Origin of the sequence: Synechocystis sp. PCC 6714, assembly GCF_000478825.2 — a bacterium.
Lineage (GTDB): Bacteria > Cyanobacteriota > Cyanobacteriia > Cyanobacteriales > Microcystaceae > Synechocystis.
Map to the genome: position 1 here is coordinate 74,362 of NZ_CP007544.1, position 15,609 is coordinate 89,970.

22 protein-coding genes are annotated in these 15,609 nt (G+C 41.9%); 6 read left to right on the forward strand and 16 right to left on the reverse strand.

The window, feature by feature from the left end:
* Window positions 1–150: 150 nt before the first annotated feature.
* The 5 genes from corA to D082_RS16905 form a co-directional block, all read right to left on the reverse strand.
* On the reverse strand, window positions 151–1,293 hold the full coding sequence (gene corA, locus D082_RS16890; RefSeq protein WP_040123013.1) for a magnesium/cobalt transporter CorA: 1,143 nt from the start codon (window positions 1,291–1,293) through the stop codon (window positions 151–153).
* 106 nt (window positions 1,294–1,399) lie between these two features.
* A complete protein-coding gene (locus D082_RS16895; RefSeq protein WP_040123014.1) occupies window positions 1,400–1,909 on the reverse strand; it encodes a L,D-transpeptidase in 510 nt (169 codons plus the stop codon).
* A gap of 370 nt (window positions 1,910–2,279) precedes the next feature.
* Window positions 2,280–2,447: a hypothetical protein gene (locus D082_RS18675; RefSeq protein WP_158506530.1), complete on the reverse strand. Its 168-nt coding sequence runs from the start codon at window positions 2,445–2,447 to the stop codon at window positions 2,280–2,282.
* Window positions 2,448–2,539: 92 nt separating this feature from the next.
* Entirely contained in the window at window positions 2,540–3,175 is a 636-nt protein-coding gene (locus D082_RS16900) for a hypothetical protein (RefSeq protein ID WP_040123015.1), read from the reverse strand.
* 177 nt (window positions 3,176–3,352) lie between these two features.
* Complete coding sequence (locus tag D082_RS16905; protein ID WP_051738968.1) at window positions 3,353–3,859, reverse strand: site-specific integrase; 507 nt, start codon at window positions 3,857–3,859, stop codon at window positions 3,353–3,355.
* 74 nt (window positions 3,860–3,933) lie between these two features.
* Here D082_RS16905 and D082_RS16910 point away from each other — a divergent pair, with 74 nt between their 5' ends.
* Window positions 3,934–4,221 (forward strand): type II toxin-antitoxin system Phd/YefM family antitoxin, encoded by a 288-nt coding sequence (locus tag D082_RS16910; RefSeq protein WP_051738969.1) that lies wholly within the window; start codon window positions 3,934–3,936, stop codon window positions 4,219–4,221.
* Window positions 4,218–4,649: a type II toxin-antitoxin system VapC family toxin gene (locus D082_RS16915; RefSeq protein ID WP_040123016.1), complete on the forward strand. Its 432-nt coding sequence runs from the start codon at window positions 4,218–4,220 to the stop codon at window positions 4,647–4,649. Before D082_RS16910 ends, D082_RS16915 begins: the two co-directional genes overlap by 4 nt.
* 124 nt (window positions 4,650–4,773) lie before the next feature.
* Here D082_RS16915 and D082_RS16920 read toward each other — a convergent pair whose 3' ends face one another.
* Window positions 4,774–5,025 carry a hypothetical protein gene (locus D082_RS16920; protein ID WP_040123017.1) on the reverse strand — a complete coding sequence of 84 codons (252 nt, stop codon included), beginning with the start codon at window positions 5,023–5,025 and terminating at the stop codon, window positions 4,774–4,776.
* Window positions 5,026–5,611: 586 nt separating this feature from the next.
* Between D082_RS16920 and D082_RS16925 the strand changes: the two genes are divergently transcribed.
* Complete coding sequence (locus D082_RS16925) at window positions 5,612–5,842, forward strand: hypothetical protein (protein ID WP_028946613.1); 231 nt, start codon at window positions 5,612–5,614, stop codon at window positions 5,840–5,842.
* Here D082_RS16925 and D082_RS16930 read toward each other — a convergent pair.
* Both D082_RS16930 and D082_RS16935 read right to left on the reverse strand, forming a co-directional pair.
* On the reverse strand, window positions 5,793–6,266 hold the full coding sequence (locus tag D082_RS16930; protein WP_369796155.1) for a type II toxin-antitoxin system YhaV family toxin: 474 nt from the start codon (window positions 6,264–6,266) through the stop codon (window positions 5,793–5,795). The genes D082_RS16925 and D082_RS16930 overlap by 50 nt on opposite strands.
* A 26-nt stretch (window positions 6,267–6,292) precedes the next feature.
* The gene (locus tag D082_RS16935) at window positions 6,293–6,625 is read right to left on the reverse strand and encodes a type II toxin-antitoxin system PrlF family antitoxin (protein WP_028946611.1); all 333 of its coding nucleotides are present in this window, start codon (window positions 6,623–6,625) and stop codon (window positions 6,293–6,295) included.
* Between the two features lie 679 nt (window positions 6,626–7,304).
* Between D082_RS16935 and D082_RS19240 the strand changes: the two genes are divergently transcribed.
* From D082_RS19240 to D082_RS16950, 3 genes are all read left to right on the forward strand, one after another.
* Complete coding sequence (locus tag D082_RS19240) at window positions 7,305–7,862, forward strand: hypothetical protein (RefSeq protein WP_238546922.1); 558 nt, start codon at window positions 7,305–7,307, stop codon at window positions 7,860–7,862.
* 432 nt (window positions 7,863–8,294) lie between these two features.
* Window positions 8,295–8,567, forward strand: a complete 273-nt coding sequence (locus D082_RS16945; RefSeq protein ID WP_028946609.1) for a DUF4160 domain-containing protein — start codon at window positions 8,295–8,297, stop codon at window positions 8,565–8,567.
* Window positions 8,557–9,009, forward strand: coding sequence for a DUF2442 domain-containing protein (locus D082_RS16950; RefSeq protein ID WP_028946608.1), 453 nt, complete (start codon window positions 8,557–8,559; stop codon window positions 9,007–9,009). Before D082_RS16945 ends, D082_RS16950 begins: the two co-directional genes overlap by 11 nt.
* An 88-nt stretch (window positions 9,010–9,097) precedes the next feature.
* Here the strand turns inward: D082_RS16950 and D082_RS16955 are convergent, their stop codons facing one another.
* The 8 genes from D082_RS16955 to D082_RS16990 form a co-directional block, all read right to left on the reverse strand.
* Entirely contained in the window at window positions 9,098–9,313 is a 216-nt protein-coding gene (locus D082_RS16955) for a toxin-antitoxin system HicB family antitoxin (RefSeq protein WP_028946607.1), read from the reverse strand.
* Between the two features lie 3 nt (window positions 9,314–9,316).
* The gene (locus tag D082_RS16960; RefSeq protein ID WP_028946606.1) at window positions 9,317–9,739 is read right to left on the reverse strand and encodes a putative toxin-antitoxin system toxin component, PIN family; all 423 of its coding nucleotides are present in this window, start codon (window positions 9,737–9,739) and stop codon (window positions 9,317–9,319) included.
* Between the two features lie 467 nt (window positions 9,740–10,206).
* Complete coding sequence (locus D082_RS16965; RefSeq protein ID WP_028946605.1) at window positions 10,207–10,632, reverse strand: beta-lactamase hydrolase domain-containing protein; 426 nt, start codon at window positions 10,630–10,632, stop codon at window positions 10,207–10,209.
* A gap of 974 nt (window positions 10,633–11,606) precedes the next feature.
* On the reverse strand, window positions 11,607–11,897 hold the full coding sequence (locus D082_RS16970; protein ID WP_028946603.1) for an MSMEG_0570 family nitrogen starvation response protein: 291 nt from the start codon (window positions 11,895–11,897) through the stop codon (window positions 11,607–11,609).
* A 3-nt stretch (window positions 11,898–11,900) separates the two neighbouring features.
* Window positions 11,901–12,869, reverse strand: a complete 969-nt coding sequence (locus D082_RS16975; protein WP_028946602.1) for a sll0787 family AIR synthase-like protein — start codon at window positions 12,867–12,869, stop codon at window positions 11,901–11,903.
* A gap of 9 nt (window positions 12,870–12,878) precedes the next feature.
* Window positions 12,879–13,397, reverse strand: coding sequence for an MSMEG_0567/Sll0786 family nitrogen starvation N-acetyltransferase (locus D082_RS16980; protein ID WP_040123019.1), 519 nt, complete (start codon window positions 13,395–13,397; stop codon window positions 12,879–12,881).
* Window positions 13,398–13,410: 13 nt separating this feature from the next.
* The gene (locus tag D082_RS16985) at window positions 13,411–14,499 is read right to left on the reverse strand and encodes an MSMEG_0568 family radical SAM protein (protein ID WP_028946600.1); all 1,089 of its coding nucleotides are present in this window, start codon (window positions 14,497–14,499) and stop codon (window positions 13,411–13,413) included.
* Window positions 14,500–14,529: 30 nt separating this feature from the next.
* Window positions 14,530–15,555, reverse strand: coding sequence for a Nit6803 family nitrilase (locus tag D082_RS16990; protein WP_028946599.1), 1,026 nt, complete (start codon window positions 15,553–15,555; stop codon window positions 14,530–14,532).
* Between the last annotated feature and the right edge of the window lie 54 nt (window positions 15,556–15,609).

Sequence of the window (15,609 nt, forward strand, 5' to 3'; positions counted from 1 at the left end):
TATTTAGTAAATTCTACCATTGAAATTCCTTTACGGAGCATTATTCTTTGGCTTTTAATCTTTATGTTGAGTCCCATCAATTTAAAGAATAACGCATTTAACTTAATGAAAGATTTGGGGAAAAATATTTACAAAATTGATAGAGAAACATCATCTATTTACTTTTTCAAGATTATTAAGATCTTTAAACCAACCCTTACGCCAAAAAAATAAAAGCATTATTACTCCCACTGTTAACATTATTATCAAAATTACAGGGTAACCCCAATACCAATTTAACTCTGGCATATTCCAAGGAGATTTATCAGGATTAAAATTCATACCATAAATTCCAGCAATAAAAGTTAGTGGGATAAAAATACTAGAAATAACCGTTAGTGTTTTCATGATTTCATTCATTCGATTACTAACAGAGGAAAGATAAATATCTGTTAAATTAGATGCTAAATCTCGATAGGTTTCTATCATATCTAGGATTTGAATTGTGTGGTCATAACAATCCCGTAAAAATACCCGCACCTCGTCAGAAATTAAATCACTACCATCCCGAAGTAAAGAGTTGATTGCATCCCGTTGAGGCCAGATGGCACGTCTCATAATTAATAGATCCTGTTGTAATTGATGAATCTTGGCCAATGATCTATTCGTTGGCTGAGAAATCACCTCACTTTGTAAAGACTGAACCAATTCACCATAGACTTTCATTACGGGAAAAAAGCCATCAATAATGGCATCAATTAAAGCATAAAATAAATAATCAACATTTTTTTGTCGAATTATTCCTTTTTTACTACGAATTCTATTTCTAACAGAAGATAAACAATCATATTTTGGTTCTTCTTGAATGGTCAACAAATAATGTTTACCTAAAATAAAGCTAATTTGTTCACTAATAAAACTTTGGGATAATTTATCTAGAGTTATCATCCGGGAAATGAAAATTAAATGCTCTTCGTATTCAACTACTTTTGGGCGTTGGGGAACATTAACAATATCTTCTAGAGCAACGGGATGAAGTTGAAAAACTTCACTTAACTGTTGCCAAGTTGCTTTATTGCCCAAACCGTCAATGTTAATCCAGGATACGGATTCAGTATCAACATAAGCCCCACAATTCAAGGGATTTTTTAGTTCTATCTTTGTGGCTTGATTTTGATTATAATCAATTAAAGTTATTTTCGGTGGAGGAGCGTTAGGGGAAAGATTTAACGTTCCAGGAATACTTTCTGGTAAATTAAAATAATTGAAATGGGAGACAAGATTAGATTGGCAAAATTGAGGCTTATTGGACATATTATTAGAATAGTTTTATAAACTTGATATTTTAAGCAATTATAGCAATTATCAATGGGTAAATTTTATTAAATAATCATGCAAGATTACGCAATAGTTTTTATCATTAATAATGAATAACTAAAGGAGTTTTTATTTCAGACCATTTGAATAGCCACTCCGCATGATCAACCGCCAGATTAATGCAACCATGGCTAACTGGTATGCCAAAGCTTTTATGCCAATAGGCTCCATGAATGGCATAGCCGCCACTATAATACTGGGCATAGGGAACATCATCGATATCGTAATCCGCCCCTCTCATCCTATCAATACGCCTTTTGCTTTGAATGGCAAATATGCCCGGAATTGTTGGGGTATTTTTCTTTCCCGTAGAAATAATAACGGCATAAACAGGCTTCTTTCCCTCCCAGGCAACTAAACGTTGTGTGGAGAGATTAACTTCAATCCAACGCTGATTAGATTTTTTGAGGATAGCCATTTTTTGATTGAGGGTATTCTGATATACCTGGGCAGAAACAGTGGGTATGAATAAATTAATTCCAACCAGTTCCGTAAGACATATTCCCGCAATAATTAACCCACTTCCCCAATATCGAACAAGGGGTAATAACATAAGTAATAATCCTACTACTAATGCGCTTTACTTCTATTTTAAGTCAATTTTTATAGCTCTGTCTGAAAAATAGAAATAAATAAACTAACTTTATAATGCGTCATTAACTCCCTAGTAAAGTTTCTGACTTCTGCCAATGATTAATTACTTCCCAGACCTTTACTTGATCCCAGAAGACTAAGGTCTAATGTCGAAGAGGCATTATCAACCCTGTGGCCACCCTGCTGTCAAAGTGCTTGAACTCGAAGGCGATCGCCGTAATAGAGTTTTCACCAGTGAGCAACACCGTGGCCGTCCTCTTGGTCACCATAAACAAGGTGAAGATGGGCATTCATTTCCAGATAAATTCTGGACGGGTGCGGGAGTATAACTAGTCCCCCGCCTTTTTTCTGAAATCCTTGGCTTTGTCAGGGGTGAGGGCAGAAAGAACATCAATTAGTTGGGAGGTCTTTACTTCCAATACATAGGGGAGCTTGGCCCCAATTGGCACTAGGGGAATGCCTTCAACCTGTCGCTCAGTTCCTGGAATGTCGGTCATTCAGTTAGGATAAACCAGGCGTTGTAACTTGTTCAGGATTTATAACCGTAACTTTTAGTTAAAATATATCTGCTAGTCCTGAAAAATAAAAATTATGATTCTTCCCAAAGATAATCCCACAATTTTTCAAAATTTTCTCTCAATTGGTTTTCATTGGGATCTTTAAGAGCCAAAATGTATTTTTCAAAGTCGCTAATAATACATTCAAGAAATAATTTTGGATGTATGTTAGTTACCTCTTCTTTAATTTGAATAGCTTTGTCTTGCTCGTATGAAAGATATATTTTTTTTCTTGTAAATCCTGAATGAAATAATCCACATCTTATTTGTTTGTATATCTTGCAATATACACTGGTTTCTTTCGCTTCATCTGGATAGCCAGGAAATATTCTTCTCAAGCTATTTTTACATAATTTATCAGATTTAGGAAAGCTGTTGGGATTTTTAATCAAATCCTTTACAACTTTATTGCCTCTTCTAAACTGCTCAACACCTTCAACATAAGATAATGCAATCATGAGTGCTACATAATCACCTGTATTGCTATCATTTGGGGTTAATTGACGCGCAATGTCGAAAAACCAATCAACAACTCTAGCTTCATAGATGTTAATCTTTCCTGAAATATTGCCGTAAATTTCTCTGCGTCCTCCTTCATTGATGTAAATAATTTCCTCCTTGTCATCATCATATTTATGTCGTTCTGAAACTAAATATTGATTAGGCATTTTTGGGCTAAATTTAATGATTTTGTATTAGTTATGTCTAAATTTTACCAAAAATTACGGTCACTGCAAAAAATAGTTGTGAAATTGTTCGCTTACATGGGATCACGACAGAAAAGGAAAAACAGACGCTAAGCTTAAATACCTAATTGCTAGTTAATCCCTAGTAAAATCCATTGATTAATCTGATGGGCGTAGGCCGGAATAGAAACTAATCTTTTGAATAACCCGGAGATTAATGCCCTTCCTGCACATCATAGTTAACGCAGTGCGGCGGAAAGAATGGGTAGAAACTCCCCTCACTCCAATCCTATCCGTTGCCGCTTTCAAAATCTTGTGGGCCATGGAAGGATGAAGGTGTGACCCCACCTGTTTGCCCCGAAACACATAGGACGATGAAAACCTAAAGCATTGTTGTTGCCGATATTCATCAAATAAAGCTTGCAAGGCCGGGGAAATGGCCACAGTCCGACTGGATTTAGTCTTGGTTTTTTCAATGCGGAAAGTCATGGCATCAGTAGTTACATCAGCCCAGGCCAAAGAACAGGCCTCTCCAATGCGGCAACCAGTGTAAAGACAAATGCCAAACAACAGGCGATCTCTGGGAGTCAATAACCCAATAGTGAACAGGTCATGTAATTCCTGCTCTGTTAATACTTTTGCCTGCCCCTGGCGGTTAATTTTCATTCAATAAAGTGGAAATAAATACGAACGTGGAGAATTTTAGGCTAGAATCTGACTAGGTATAGTCAGGTAAGGAAATGACTAATTCAGCAACCCAAGGTTTGGACACTTTTCAAACTTGGAAATTAGAAGATGCCAAAGCTCGTTTTAGCGAATTGGTACGCTTAGCCCAGGCAGAGAATCCCCAGCTTGTCACAGTGCGGGGTAAAGATGCTGTGGTGGTTCTTTCTGCTGATCAATTTGCTAAACTTTTGCCCTTGATGGCCCAACCCAATATCCACGAATTTCTTTCCCAGTCGCCCCTGAATCGCCTGGATTTTGAGCAGTCCAGCGTCATAAGTCCCGTCAGAGCAGTGGAGCTATGAAGGGTTGGCTATTGGATACCAACGTAATTTCAGAACTTTGCAAGAAGAATTGCAATCCAGCAGTAAAAGCCTGGGCCGATCGCCAATCTCCCACCTCCTTTTATATCAGCACCATCACCATGGCGGAAATCCGTTTTGGCATAGAAAGGACTGAAGACAAGGTATTTCGCCAGGAATTAAACCAATGGCTAGATCAAGTTTTGCGTCCCTGGTTTGGCGATCGCCTTTTGGGGGTGAATGAAGATGTAATTTTGCAGTGGCGATGGTTAGTGGAAAAAGGACGAAAGCAGAACTATACTTTCAGTCAACCGGATTTATTTATTGCGGCGATTGCCGTTGTCCATGATCTGTGCGTCGTAACCCGAAATGTAGGGGACTTTGAAAAATCAGGGGTTCCCGTCTTTAATCCATTCCTTTTTTCTCAATAAAATTTTTCTTGATGGTGATTGCCTAATCTCCTTTGCATTGGCAGAGGGGGCATAAATTATCAACCCAAATAAAAACCCCGACTTGAGCCAGGGTTGTAATAATCTAATACCGATCAGGGGAATCTTAGGGGTTGGGGGTTGTTCGGTTAAGGATCTCCGTCAGTTTGTCCTCAATTCTTTGTAGATGATCTAGGTAATCCGATTGGGATTCATAAAAATCGGCTTGGGCGGCCGCTAATCGTGCCATCCATTCAAAGACGTGGGCCCGGTCTTTGCGATAAAGGGAACTATCCTGATTAGCTTTGATTGTTAATGCTTCAATGCTCTTGGCGTTGGATTCAATCAGGGCCTCAATGCGATCTAGTCGGTCTGACATACGTTAAACTTCCTATTAGATTTGTGTAATGGATTGGGAGAGTTCGCGGCTCTCCCTTTCTGTTTTTAGGGTAGCGGATCAGAGTCAAAGAAAGACAGTTGGAATTTGTTCAAGGCATGTTTTGAGATCGCCAACTTTGAAACCCCTAGTAAAAATTATTGGGATCAACTCCTATGGCTAAATTTGTTTGCTTTCATTGGTAAATATTCCTATATTTAAGAATTTATTTGAACAGCATTTCCAACAATCAACTCAGCAGTTAACTAGGATTGTCAGAGCGTTAGTGGACAAATTAAGGAAACTTTAAAGAAAGTTAAATTTTCTAATCTTTGTGGTTATTTTTCTTTAGCTATTGGACAATATAAACTATTAATTTTAAGGAGTTCATTATGGAATTTAACTCCCACGACTGGCCTACCCACAAACAAAGTGAAGTTGTCCGTCAACTAATACTGGATGCGTTGGACAGTCCAAAGACCAAGGAAGAATTGTCCAGTTTGTGCAATAAGAGCGTTAGACAAATCACTAGACATTTGCAACGTTTGTCCAGCGAAAACAAGATTTTGTCGTCCAAACCACTAACCCCGTGCCCGTTCTCATTGGGGCGATCGCCAAGCGGGATAAGCAACGCCTCGAAATTGCTAGGGTCTCCTACCGCTTTGGGGAGGGGGATAGTGAAAGATATTTAGCCCAACTAAGCAGCTACGACCGCCAAAAAGCCGCAACTTTTCGGGAATGGTCACGGCTCAGCAGTCAGGTTATTAAGGTTAAAATTCAACTTCAACAATCTTTTGTAAACGATCGCCAACACTTTTAGCTTCTATTAATAAATCATTCCAATCATTGGGAGAATGACCGTTTTCAAGCATTTTTCTAAAGACTTTATAAGCATCGGTACTGCTTTCATAGGCTCGTTTAGAATTTTCATCATTAACCCAAGCCAGGAGAATTATTTTGCTTTCTTGGTGATAGCGAAAAAATAATCGATGCTGCTGAAAAAACTTAGCCCTAAACCAATGTTTATAACTATTCCCAAGCGTACTCCCTTGTTGATATTCATTACGGGTTGGATCTTGGGGAATAATATCAAAGGCTAATTTGGCGATCGCCGCCAGTCGCTTAGTAGCTTTTTTCTTTTTATATTCTTTTGGATTCTTTTGTCGCAAATGTTCAACCTGAGCCACAAGTTCTTCAACTTGCTCAAGAAATAAGGGATGGGCAAATATTTTCCATCCATTAATTACTAAAGACTCATCTATTGACAAACCTATTCGTCCTCATCCAACAGGGGAGCATCGAGATCCACATCAACGCCCGATACTAGGGACTGCACACGACCAACAAGCTCAGAACTAATTGCCTGGATATGTTGGGGGTTTTTGTCCATATCTTGTGCCAGAAAATCCAGAAATTTTCCCAGCACTGGATCATTTTCTTCCTGGTCAACCCTGGAAATCCACACTTTGCCGTCGGGTTCGATGGTGTAGCAAATTTTATCTCGCTTATTTAACCCCAAGGCTTTGCGAACCGGATCGGGCACTGTGGTCTGATAGCGATCCGTAAGGGTGGATTCTGGGCATGGGGCCAATATTCCAGCCATAGCAACCTCTTAACCTGTAAAATCATATGCTTATGGTAATGCGATTGCATTGTCTTGTCAATGCTAGGCTCATTCACCTAGTTATTGGCTCGCCAGTAAAGCCGGAGTTTGGTCTAATGGCAATGCAGAACTCCCTTAGGATTAGAGAAAGAGGGATAAATGAAGTTTGTTTTTTCCCCGGAACAGTTGGAAGCGGCCCATCAGTGATTGATGGATTGTACATGGCGGAATGTTAACCCTGACAATATTGAAACCATGCCAAACTTAACCATCATTACGGCAACTAATCAACACTTTTACGGGGGTATTCAGGGGGTTTTATTCTCTTATTATTGAAAGATCTTCATCAAAAAACGGAATTTTACTAGGGGTTTAAATGATGATCTTGGTCAAAATGGAAAGTAGGTGGAATATTTATTACAGGTTGATCTGAGACAAAAAATTAGAGCTAAATTTATAGCATGATTATTCGTTAACACGAAAAGACGATTACTATCAATACTTTTTTCAGTGTCCTAATCTGCCTAACACGCTTTTGAAAGTCATATACCGAACTTTTCTTACGACATCGCCTAAATGGAGTGATATGCTGAAGGTTTACACATATCATTACTGTGGAGACTATTGTACGGAAATTTGCCATATAATCAATAGTTAGGCATCGTAAGGAAGCCAAATCATGTTCTCGAATTTGATGTCGCTATTCAGACGAATCACCGGATTCTCGACGCCCGTCTGCGGATTGCAATGGCAGCCACCAGCTGAATCGCTGTCAATTCCGAAGTTTGAAGGAGTAGTTGCTATCACCGGCGATGAAAACACCGCGGTTATTGAGTTTTTAGAAGCGAACGTCGGGAACATCGTCTTCATAGACTGCGTAATTGATGCTTGCCTTGCTACATCAAGGCACTACGAAGTAGTAGAACAAGAAAACGTCGACCTACATGCAATAACACGAGGCGAGCTGTCCGGAAGGCGCTTTCCCTTACTCAATTCAAGTAAGTTGCTTCGGTTTTTAGAAGTAGCACTTCTGCCCACCCATCCAGTGAATGTGTCATTTGGAGGCACCGGTGTAATTCAAACCTCACTTCAGGGGTTCTTTGATGTGTCAGCTACAGCACACGGTGGCCCAACGATTGTCTTCTATCTTGCCGAGCGTGCTGCGTCGGTCGAATTGATGCTAAAGGTTAGACCCAATAAGCCCAGAAGCACACCCGATGACTCACGCAGGCGTTAGCTATCCATTGCCTACAAATCTTGCTAATTTTTTTGTTCTTCTGAGGCTCTGCATGAATTAAGATACAACGGTTACGCCTTCCATCTGGCACACCAAAGTCTTTGTCAAACAGTGATTACAGGCATTTTAGATATACCTAACTGATACATTATCCGCTGTAGTAAACAATATATTTGATAAAATTTAGGAAAAAGATGTCGAAGCTTTTAACTGACAGGGGTTTTGGGAAATCTTGAGTGTGTCTAAGAAGCTCAGATGAAGAGGCATTAAAGTGAGCTACCCGTAAGAGCTTGACATAATAAGGGATTTAAGGACTTAGATATCCGTCAGACGGGTGATTACTAAAAATATGGATACTCTAACCAGCGGTAATGAGAGAGATTGAATAAACCTAACTGCTTAGGTTATTCTGGGTTTATCCATCGATTGATTATGCCTAAAATCTTTGAAGACCCTAGGAATGGGCTGACGGTTTTCATCTATACCAACGACCATGTCCCTGCCCATGTTCATATCTTTCAGGGTCGTAAAAGTTCCCGCAATCAACCGGGGATTAAGATCAATCTCGGTTCAGAGGATCAACCGCCCTCGTTAGTGACCGTTGACCCCAGTATCAGTAATCGGGATGCTATCAAAGCATTAAAGCTAGTGGCTGAACACCAAGAATTATTTTTGCAGGAGTGGAACCGTATTCATGGCACGTAATTGGACGATAGATTTTAGCGAGGAAGCCCTTGCCGACCAAATAGCCCAGGCAAAAGAAACGGCGATCGCCGACGAAAATGCTGGCCCCTGTGCCCGCCAGGTTGAATATGACCATCAACGGAATTTAATTGTCTTTTATTTCGCCAATGGTTCACAGTTTGCCGTACCGCCAGATTTGATTCAGGGCTTGCAAGGGGCAACAGTGGAGCAATTAAATGATGTTTGGTTGGATCGGGCGGGGTTAAGTGTGCACTGGCCAAGTCTAGATGCAGATTTTAGTATTCTCAGCTTAGTTCAAGGAGTTTTTGGCACAAAGGCTTGGATGGCAGAGATTGGTCGTCAAGGAGGAAAACAGACTTCTGAAGCTAAACGGCGATCATCTCGTGAAAATGGCAAAAAGGGAGGGCGGCCAAAAGGCCCTGTAAAGGCAGTCAAAATTTAGGTTTGTTTTGCTCTAAGGACAAAAAACTAACGTAGTGCTTCAGGATCAAAATGACATTCCCCAACTGTCACCAGACTTTACTAGGGTTTTAACTTAATCCATCTAACTTATCCAAAAGCTTTAAACCCTCTATGACGTTACCCCGGGCCGCCATTAACCGAAAACGATTATAAGCATCAAATTCAGTCAGAGCAATGGTTGAAAGCTCCTCAACTAGCTTATTCACACTAATTCCCCTAGACTCCGCAAGCTGTTTAAGTCTGGAGTGTTTATCATCCGGCATCCGTATCGTTAAAGTACCCATGGTTTAGCCTCTTAGTAAATGCTCTGGTTTCAAAATTGACAAGCGAGGGAAAATTAACTCTGTTCCTTGAAAATCTTTGACATTGTTGGTTGCAATATAGTGGGCATTACCAGAGATTGCTAACTCAATCAAATGATTATCTCCCTCATCCCTTAAATTGGGTCGCCACAGATAGTAAATATTAACCCACTCACAAACCGACATCAAAGCCTCTAGTAAACTAACAACCTCAGTCTGGCTCAAAACACATTGGTCAATAATCTCCTTACGTCCCATTACAGCTTCATACTCGGCAAATAAAGCATTTCCTATCAGTGGTTGATACTGCCCCAACAAACAATACCTAATCAGTTTCCGACTCGGCCCATCAGCACCAATCAGGGCACTCACAAAAACGCTGGTGTCAATGACAATTCGATTATTCACAAAGCCAATGATAGCATATACACTGTCATTGTTGAATTTTTTTATCCAGCCATTGGGAGGCGATCGCCGTTGTTCATGATCTGTGTGTTGCGACGCGCAATGGAGGAGACTTTGAAAAATCAGGGGTTCCCGTCTTTAATCCATTCCTTTTTAGTAACCGCTGAAATCCTGAAAAATCCCCAACATTGATGGGTGGATCTCCAAGCCTAGGTGGAGCAGTTCAAGGTGGCTGTCTCCCCAAAGCCCCAGAAATATAGCCAATTCAAATAAGATTGAGATGACTAAAGTCTTTACCAAAGATGCTTTTAGCTTTAGTCGGTGTCTTACTTTCAATTAAATCAACTATAGTTAGTGATAGTTTCCTAGTGGTTCAGCGTTAATCAGGCGGTGTTGATTTTCGTTGAGGTTGAGAACCTGCTGTTGGAGACATGGACAATTTCTCCAAAATATATTTTTCTGAAACACGATTATTGGAAGCTTTCTAAAAATTGCTTGAGTTGAGGTTGCTCTTGGTTAATACCTAATTGTTCAGCTTTTGCCAAAACAGCTTCCCGACTTAACTTCTGTTGGGTAGCAAATGCGATCAAAGCTGAGGCACTGGCTCGTCCTCCTGCGCCACAATGGAAATAGATGGGAGTTGGCAATTTCTCTACTTCAGAAAGAACGGTTGCAGTTAATTCAGCTTTGGCTTCTGTAGATTGGAGTGGCACATTTACATAGTGTAGTCCTTCTCCCTCTGCAAGTTGCTGTTCATCTGCTAATACTCCAGCTTCATCTGGTAATCGTAGATTCACCACTGACTTAAACCCTTCAGCGGCAAGCTGCTTCAAATCTTCCGGGGTGGGCTGTCCACCTGCCAAAAATTCATCACTTACCTTTTTGATATCAACCATACAATTCTCCTTAAGAGTGACTGGTTTGCCAAGCCTACTGTCCAACAGAATAGCAACAAAAATTTTCTTTCAAATATAAATCTTCTTTATCGAAATCTACAGGCGATCGCCGGGTTCAGCCTGATGTCGGCTAGACATATCAAATGTAGCCTAACAAGTCAGCGCAATAAAGCGGCTGATCCTGCCCACTGGCCTTAGAACATGTTTGGAAAGCTTAGCTTTTCAGAAGTAAAATAATTTTTATATAATCAGAGTATTGACCTCAAATTAGGAAGTTTGTTGACATGATCACTGACCCCCCAAAAAACTGCTTATGATCTCTAACAACACCGATTCTAACCAGCACTCACCTACTAAAAATATCTATCCCTTTTTTGGCGGTGCTCTACTTGGTGTAATTATACTTATTATCCCTGCTACATATGGACAATTTAATGACTTTGGACTAGTTCAATTAGGTTTTGGATTCGTGTTAGTTATATCTTGTGGTTTACTGTCAATTCTTTGGGGAGAAAAGTTTATTGATGCAGTAACGCGAATTCTGAATAGCACTGGTCTATAAGCAAGTATAGTAATTTCAAATAATTTCGAGACTGCTTAAGTCTTTATTAACAAGCTTTTCGGTGAATTTGACTGCCTCAGTCTTACTAGAAACGACTATAAACCATATTTTTATCGTAAGGCAAATCCTCTCTCAATAAACTCTTGTCCCTTACAAAAGTCGCATAAAACATAATACAAGCTAATATTCAGATGTGGCAAATTGACCAAAGTCACTTGGATTGGATGCAAAAAACATGGCGACCGCTGACCCCAACCGTTATGGCTGATCTGAATAAAATTTAGACAGTAGCAATTTCTACAAAGTTTGTATTAAATTTATTCAAAAAGAGCACTATGAATTTTAACACCGGTGACTAGCCTACCCACTTTTACTTCCTCTAATTTTCGACTCTTTGGACGTGTCCACTTTTTCAGTCATAGTCAATATTTTGGATAGTGACTTTGGGATCGGGATTGCGACTAAAACACTCTGCCTTTGTTTCAATTTTTTTGAGTTGGGCGATCGCCATCGAGCAGGGTCTGCCATAGACTTGCCGCACCCGTTCACTGGCAAGGGTTAGAGATTTCTGCGATCGCCGCACAAAATCTGCCAATTCGTAGGTTTGACCGGACTGAAAATATTGATTGACCACTGTGGAGGGCGAATAAAACTGATCCTCTGAACCATCGGGCCAAACGATATCAAATATAACTTCGGGCATTGTTTATGAATCTCCTGTAAAGCCAGTGAGGGGGTTTTGCTGCAAATCCCAAAATAGTTGGGACTCTGAACCTAGTTTAAGGGTGAGATTATGACCTGGTTGTATCGTGGCGATCGCCTCTGCCACTAAACCTTCAGCCTGAAAACAAGCCCTGACCGTTTCGACTAGCTGAGGACGCACGCTCAGCAGAAAACCATAACTCGGAAAACTAAGTAGCCATTGCCTAAAATCTAGACCTGCCGGATGGGGAATGGCATCAAGGTCGAGGATTGCGCCACATTTTGATGTTTCCAAAAGCATTAATGCTGTACCAATAATGCCGCCCATACTGACATCTTTCCCCGCCTTACATAGCCCATTTTCAGAAAGATAGGGCAACAGATCCCAGTGTTTTTGCAAAGTTTCTGTCTCTGCCATCGTTGCCGCATCCCAGCAATAGGGAGCATTGGGTCGCGGTTTGCCTTGAAAATTGCTTACAAGAATCAGGCGATCGCCCACCTGAGCATCAAAGCTCGTGATTAAAGACTTTGCCCGACCTAAAATCGCCACCCCCAACGCATCATAATCACTGTGGGTATTGGTATGACCGCCAACAATGGGCACATTAAATCGAGCCGAAGCGGCTTGCATCCCTGCCCAAATTTGCTGAGCTTGGTGGGAAGACTTACTCCATAGGGCATCCACCACGGCGATCGGTCTGCCCCCCATGGCATAAATATCACTGACATTTACCAAAACACTGCACCACCCAGCAAACCAAGGATCTTGGGTAATTAAACTGGGAGCCATCCCCTCAGCGGCAAGGAGTAGATAGCCATTCTCATCTGGAATTGCAGCACAATCATCGCCCAATCGAATCGCCTCACCATCCCCGAGCAATCGCAGTTGACCTTGACGGGATGCCAATTGAATATCCTGCTTGTGCAAAATGCCGAGGGTTTGCCGCAGTTCAATAATTAAGTCAGTTAACATAACCAAAATCTAAGAAACCTGCAATAAAGCAAGATCGAGCTTCGGTCGGGCATAGACCACGGGGGGATAAAAATCTAAATCCGCTTCCATTAAATGGTGGGGGCGATCGCAGATCTCAATTTCCTCAAGCGAATGCCAATGTTGCCGCTGAAAAAAACGCACATTTTGCAATTGCACCGTTGCCAAAAACTTAGTACAACCCCAACCATGGGCCGCAGTAACAGCCTTATAAATCAAACCCTTGCCAATGCGACCCACTCGCCGATAATTTTGATGTACCCCTAGCCGACCGCCGTACCAGACATTTGGTTCATTTTCATAAATCCGCACCACACCTGCCACCGTAGGTTTCCCAGGAGTCTCCGTATCGAGGGCAACAATTGGATAGGCAAATTGATCAATTTCATCAAAATCATGTCCCGAAAAAATACCCTGTTCCTCACAAAAAATTGCCCTGCGTAGGGCAAAATACCCTTGAATTTTCGCCGCAGATTCTGCCAATTCAAACTGAAAACGATTGTTTGACATCGTAAAAAGCTCTCTATTTTTCAAATGTTGATAATGCTGAACAAGCACCACATTTCGCACAGCCTGCCTTCATATCTGCTGAAGAAATCTGTGATTGCTTAATGATTGTGCCGACCCTCTGATACAGGGCAAACATAAAATCACTGTCCGGCGCGGGGTGATTGGCTAAAGGTGTTTCGGAAATGGGTACGAAGGGAACAACAAAAGGGTAAACACCCATATTGACCAGCTTTTCCGAGGCTTCTACTAAGGTTTCAAAGCTATCTCCTAGTCCTGCTAAGAGATAGGTGCTGACCTGTCCCCAACCGAAAACTTTAACGGCGGCTTCATAAGCTTCGTAATAATAGGAAACTGGAACCTCGGCTTTTCCGGGCATAATTTTGGCACGAACATCTGGATCAACCGCTTCGAGATGCATTCCCAAACTATCGACACCAGCGGCTTTCATGCGCTCGAACCAAATAAAATCATCGGGGGGTTCACACTGGGCCTGAATGGGAATATTGACCCGCGCTTTAATGGCTGCTGCACATTTTGTCAGGTAGGCTGCACCACGATCGCCGGAATTGGGCGTCCCCGTTGTCATGATCACCTGTTCGATACCGTCTAACCGGACTGCGGCTTCTGTGACCTCGGCTAACTGTTCCGGTAATTTACGGGTGATCGTGCGACCTGCATCAAGGGATTTTTCTATGGCGCAAAATTGACAAACCGTGGACTCGTCGCGATAACGTATACAGGTTTGCTGAACCGTCGTCGCTAAAACGTTGTTGCTGTGCAGTAGCGCAATGTGCGAATAGGGAATACCATCTGCCGTCTTCAAATCATAGAATTTGGGTTGATGGGGCAGGGCGATCGCCGCAATTTCTTTGTCCCCTTTGCTCAAAACCGTCTTTGGGGGCATGGATGCAAGGTTGATACTGTAGGGTGATGCCGCAGCGGTGGAAGTATAGATTGGCACCATCACCGTCGTCCCATCCACCGTCACTGCCCGATGATCTGAAGGCCCTGCACCGCCTTTACGCCCAAGATCTTTGGCGTTTGGATCGACCAGTCGCAACCCTTTGGATTGCAGTTCTGTGATGAGACGTTGCTTATTCATGTCGCTGGGATAATCCTTAAATTTTTGTACTTAATGGCTAAAAATCGGATTGTGGGGCAATGCCTCGATGGTTTCCGGTAGCTCTGGATCCCTTACTGCCGCAATAGCATTTGGCGTAACCGGGTTGGCTTCTAGGGTTGACCAAGGCTGATTGTTGAGGGTTAGTTGTAATAGATCAGGTCGGGCATAATGTCCCACCGAATCCATCATGCGTTTGCGTTTAGTGATGAGCGAAAAATCTAAATCGGCGATCGCCAACCCTTCTCCCTCAGCAATTGGTTCACAGAGATGTTTCCCTTCGGGGCTAATAATTGCCGTATAACAACCACCACTTAAGGCTTGATGCATTTTTTCGTCGGTGGTAATTTGTAACTTTTGCTCCGCTGTCAACCAACCCGTTGCATTAATCACAAAACAACCGGATTCCAAAGCATGATGCCGCATGGTCACTTCCATTTGATCCGCGAAAATCTGACCCACCATCGAGCCGGGGAATTGCCCACAGTGGATTTGTTCATGTTGCGCCATGAGCGCATAACGGGCTAGGGGATTGTAATGTTCCCAACATGCCAAGGCTCCCAAGCGTCCAACCGTAGTATCTACCGTTCTCAGACCTGCACCATCCCCTTGCCCCCAAACCATCCGTTCATGGTAGGTCGGCGTGATTTTGCGACGTTTTAGCACCAGCGCACCATCTGCATCAAAAATTAGTTGTGTGTTGTACAGCGAGCCTTCTTCGCGCTCATTAACCCCTAACACCACGACCATTCCATGGGTTTTAGCGGCTTGGGCGATCGCCTGGGTGACTTTCCCCGGCACAGTAACAGCTTCTTGATAAAGCTTTAGATGACTTTTCCCCATTAAAACCGGCGGTTCGATAAAGGAAAAATAAGGGTAATAGGGCACAAAAGTTTCAGGAAAAATAATTAGTTCTACCCCTTCTTTTGCGGCATTAGCCATCGCATCCAGAACTTTTTCCATAGTTCCTTGTTGACTAAAAAGAACAGGACTAATCTGTGCCGCTGCCGCCCGAATATTTTTTGTATAATTCAGCATGATTTTTCCCAGCACAACGACTGGAATAGTTTCAGAAATAAAAAATGATTTGAA